The sequence below is a fragment of the Allocoleopsis sp. genome (genome assembly GCF_036703385.1).
Lineage (GTDB): Bacteria > Cyanobacteriota > Cyanobacteriia > Cyanobacteriales > Coleofasciculaceae > Allocoleopsis.
The window spans coordinates 1-5,438 of sequence record NZ_DATNPA010000236.1 but is presented as its reverse complement, the minus strand read 5'-3'; the positions used below and the strand labels follow the sequence as shown (position 1 = coordinate 5,438).

2 protein-coding genes are annotated in these 5,438 nt (G+C 42.8%); both read left to right on the top strand.

From position 1 onward, the window contains the following. Nucleotides 1-279: 279 nt before the first annotated feature. A complete protein-coding gene (locus V6C93_RS11485) occupies nt 280-2,043 on the top strand; it encodes a S8 family peptidase (RefSeq protein ID WP_333476794.1) in 1,764 nt (587 codons plus the stop codon). Between the two features lie 247 nt (nt 2,044-2,290). Further along, on the top strand, nt 2,291-5,438 hold a 3,148-nt coding region (locus tag V6C93_RS11480; RefSeq protein ID WP_333476793.1), incomplete at its 3' end, for a serine/threonine-protein kinase PknK.

Below are 5,438 nucleotides of genomic sequence, written 5' to 3'. Positions count from 1 at the left end.
GTAGGTGTTCCACCACTAGCGTGATCTGATACTTTAGCCAATCATACCTCGATTCACCAATACCCAATTCAGCCAATTAGTTGTTCTATGGAGGTGAATCACAATGATGCTTTTCGAGTCCAAAATATGATTATTCAGACTTGCAATCTGTGAATTGAAATCCCGGAAAAAAAGGCAAGTTCCAGCAAGGGTTTAGGAGAAGTTGTAAGCCTGAAGTTGACTCTTCTTAAACCTGACTAATATCTCATGCAAACTTCAAATTGAAGCAGAGGTTTTTATATGGTAGGACTGGTTACGACGCAAGGCGATGAGGCAATGAGAGCAGATGTCGCACGTCAAACGTTTGGTGTGGATGGCACCGGCATCACCATCGGCGTTCTATCAACCAGCTTTGATCTGTTGGGGACAGCATCAGATGATGTTGCCAATGGCGATTTGCCTGCCAATGTTAACGTACTCGCCGAGGCACCGCCAGAATTCGCCGACCTATTTGGACCCGCCACTGATGAAGGCAGGGCGATGTTACAGCTAATCCACGATGTTGCTCCTGGCGCAAACTTGCTGTTCCATACAGCTGTCTCTAGCGAAGCAGCAACCAGCCCACTAGAGTTTGATCGTGCCAGCGCGCAGGCTTTTGCCGACGGGATTAGAGCCTTAGCCGCAGCAGGCGCTAACATTATTGTGGACGACATTGGATTTGCTTCAAACCCGTTTTTCCAAGATGGAATTGTTGCCCAGGCTGTCAATGAAGTGGTGGCGCAAGGAGTTCTATATTTTTCCTCGGCTGCCAACGGCTTCCGCAACAGCTACGAAAGTGCCTTCAATCCCAGCGGCGTGTTCGACTCCCGATTCGGCGGCGAACTTCATGACTTCGACCTAGGGTTAGGTGTTGATACTACGCAGAGCATTACGCTTCCCATCAATGCACCGTTCGGTATCGCTTTTCAATGGGACTCGCCGTTCTTTTCGCTCAATCCCAATAGCGGGGGTTCGCCTAATGACCTAGATATTTTTCTATTGGATAGTTCGGGCAACATTGTAGCTTCCAGTACCGAATCCAATGTAGGAGGCGACCCGGTAGAGTTTCTCAACTTCATAAACGACGGCAGTTACGGCTCCGATCAGTTTAATTTGGCAATTACTCTGCGTGAAGGTGCTGCTCCTTCGTTGATGAAGTATATAGACCCTCAAACCATAGCCACAATTGACGAGTATGACACTGCCAGTTCAACGGTATTTGGACATGCTAATGCGGCTGGTGCTTTTGCTGTGGGGGCAGCAGCTTTCTATGAAACTCCTGCTTTCGGCGTAGATCCTGCCAACTTGGAAGAGTTCTCTTCGGTTGGCGGCACACCAATTCTATTCGATACAAATGGCGATCGCTTGCCTTGTCCCGAAACTCGCCGTCAGCCCAGGATTGTTGGCCCAGACCGAGGCAATACCACCTTCTTCGGACGCGATAGTTCTCAAGACGCCGACACGTTCCCCAACTTCGGTGGCACATCGGCTGCTGCGCCCCATATCGCTGCTGTAGCCGCCTTGATACTCCAAGCCAATCCTAATCTCAATCCTAGCGAGGTCTATTCAATTCTGGAGCAAACCGCTTTGGATATGGATGACCCAGGCACTCCGGGTTTTGATCAGGGCTATGATTTTGCCACTGGCTACGGCTTCGTTCAAGCCGATCGCGCTGTAGAATTAGCTCTAGCTCAAAACCCTTGCAGTACCAGTGAAGATGCCCTACTAGCTGGAGCAAACAACGGCATTCTTGTCGGTGATACTACTGATGACCCCTTGCATAATGGTGGTAGCCACGACCAGTATATCTACAACTCTTTGAGCGATGGTACGGAGGCGATCACTAACTTTAACTCAGCCGATGACCAATCTGTCTTAACCTCTCTATTCGACAGCTTGGGCTACAGTTGCGATGATCTAATTTGCGATCGCTACTTACACCAAGTGCAGTTAGGTGCAGATACTCAAGTTCAGATTGACCCTAGTCACTATGGCTGTGAAAGTTTTAGTCCTGTATTAATTTAGTGGAATATTTTAAAAATACCGTGCCGCACTACAAGAAGCAACCCAACGAAGTGGAAAAGCCCTTACTCGCTCAAAAGTAGCTGTTCTGCAATGACTTCCCGACTGTAGGGATTACGCCCCTCTACCTGAGAAAGCAAACTTATGGTAGGTTCATCCGCATAGATAAAATTGCTTGTCCTACTAATTGGGCAAGCATTTACCCTATCACGGATTTAACCTCATCTGCTATCTCAGGAGAACAGCGCAAATGCTTATCGTTCCTGGCGTTGAAGTCAAAACTCGCATCTACGAAAGTGCCAACTCTCTCGTTTATCGCGCCATCCGACAGTCAGACAACGAACCTGTTATCCTCAAAATCCTGAAAGAAAATTATCCCACACCGCAAGAACTCGCTCGCTACCGCACCGAATATCAAATTACCAAATCCTTAAATCTAGCTGGCTGTATCAAAGCTTACGATTTGCAGCCCTATCAAAACACCCTCGTCATGTTTATAGAAGATTTTGGAGGTGAATCATTAAAAATTTGGATGAAGCATAAAAAGTTTAGCCTCGAAGAGTTTTTGCGAATTGCGATCGCCACAACAGAAAGTTTAGGGCTTCTTCACGCCGCTAACATCATCCACAAAGACATTAACCCCTCAAATATCGTTTTTAACCCAGCAACCCGACAACTAAAATTCATCGATTTTGGCATTTCTACCCAGTTTACGCGGGAAAATCCTACCCTAAAAAATCCCAACGTTTTAGAAGGAACTCTCCACTATATGTCGCCCGAACAAACTGGCAGAATGAATCGCAGTCTAGATTACCGGACAGACTTTTACTCCCTTGGCATCACCTTTTACGAACTGCTCACCAACCAACTACCGTTTGACAGCACGGATGCACTGGAATTAGTCCATTGCCATATTGCTAAACAGCCGTTACCGCCATCAGAAATTAATTCAGAAATTCCTCAAATTTTATCAAACATTGTAATGGAATTGATAGCCAAGAATGCTGAGGAACGCTATCAAAGTGCCTGGGGAATCAAAGCTGATTTAGAAAACTGCTTAAATCAATTCATCAATGCTGAAAATATATCAATATTTCCCCTAGCTCGTCAAGATATTTCAGATAAATTCCAAATTCCGCAAAAACTCTATGGCAGAGAGCTAGAAATTGAAACGCTCCTAACTGCTTTTGAGCGAGTTTCATCCCAAAGCGAGTTGTTTCTGATTGCGGGTTATTCAGGAATCGGTAAATCAGCTACAGTCCAAGAACTCTATAAACCGATTACTCAAAAGCGCGGCTATTTCATTTCAGGCAAATTCGACCAGTATCAACGCAATATCCCCTACAGTGCTGTTGTCAGTGCCTTTCGGGAATTAGTCAAACAACTGTTAGCTGAAAGTGAGGCACAGCTAAAAGAGTGGCAACATAAATTATTAACAGCTTTAGGGATAAATGGTCAAGTCATAATAGACGTAATTCCCGAAGTAGAATTAGTCGTAGGCAAGCAACCAGCCGTACCAGAAGTAGGGATAAGTGAGAGCCAAAATCGCTTTAATTTAGTCTTTCAGAGTTTCATTAAAGTCTTTATTAACCCAGAACATTCTCTCACCGTATTTCTAGACGATTTACAGTGGGCTGATGGAGCATCATTAAAGCTAATGGAACTGCTAATGAATGGTACGACACCGGGTTTATTTTTAATCGGTGCGTATCGAGATAATGAGGTTTCTCCCGCTCATCCCTTAAGCTTGACAATTGAAGAAATTATCAAAAATAGAGCCAGTGTTAATCGGATTTTTCTGCCGCCTTTGGATTTGTCCACCGTCACGCAATTGATTTCAGATACTCTCAACTGCGGTGAAGAAGAAGTTAACCCCCTGGCTGAATTAGTTTTTACTAAAACAGGTGGTAATCCTTTCTTTATGAATGAGTTCCTTAACTCGCTTTATAGGGAAAGGCTGTTAAACTTTAACTTAGCTTCTCGAAAATGGGAGTGGAATATAGAGCAACTACAAGCAAAAGACTTTACTGATAATGTAGTTGACTTGATGGTACTCAAAATTCAAAAGCTGCCAGAGAAGACACAAGAAGCGCTAAAAATAGCGGCCTGTATAGGCAATCAATTTGAACTGCGATCGCTAGCCTCGATTTGTAAAAAATCCCTGCGAGAGACGGCAGACAGCTTACACACCGCTATTGCGGAAAATCTAGTTGTACCACTGGGTAATATGGGGGATGTGGAATTAGCGATCGCTGGAAAATTACCCACTACCCAACCGCTAGAATACAAATTCGTCCATGACAAAATTCAGCAAGCCGCTTATTCCGTAATTTCTGAACAGGATAAGCCACTTGTGCATAAACAAATTGGGCAAATGCTGCTGCAAAATATCCCCAGCGACAAGCAAGAAGAAAAAATCTTTGACATTGTTAATCAACTGAATTTCGGCATCTCGTTAATTACCGAGCAGCCAGAAAGAGATGAACTGGCTCAGTTAAATCTGATTGCTGGGAATAAAGCAAAGGCATCAGTAGCTTATCAGCCAGCTTTCAACTATCTGCAAATAGGAATAAAGTTGTTGAGAGAAAACGGTTGGCTGGTGCAATATAACCTAAGTTTGCAACTACATCAAGAAGCCGCACAAGTAGCTTACCGTTTTGGAAACTATGAGCAGATGGAAGCCTTGGCTAACCTTGTGCTAGAAAATGCTAAAACTGTTCTAGATAAACTTCAAATATATGAGTTAAAGATTGAAGATTGCATAAGAAAAAGCAATTTTGAAGAAGGGCTTAACATCGGATTAGAAGTACTACATTTACTAAAAGTTATTTTACCAAAATCTCCAAATAACCTATATATAAAAGCGGAAACTAACAACTTACTTAAGCTGCCCAAAATGACTGATACAGAATCTCTTGCAGCTATGTCAATTCTAGGACAAATGCTAGGGATCGGCTATATAGGTATTCCAGAATTATTAGTGCCAATTGTGTTAACACAGATTGATTTATCTATTAAATATGGCAATGCACCTAAATCGAGTTTTGCTTATGCAACTTATGGGGTCATATTGTGTACCATTCAAGACATTGAAACTGGTTATAAATACGGGAAATTAGGTTTAAGGTTAGTAGAAAAATTAAATGCAAAACATCTGAAGGCTGGAATTTTAGATATATTTGGCAATCATATATTGCATTGGAAAAAGCATCTTAAGAGAAGCTTATCAATTTTAAAAGAGGCTTATTACAGCGCTGTTGAAACAGGAAATTTAGATTTTATTGGTTATTCTACCTTTGATTATTGTTTTAATGCATACTCAGTAGGCTGTGAACTTAGAGACTTAGAGAAAGAGTTAATTGTTTACTATAGAATTCCAAGTAATACAAAAAACAAAA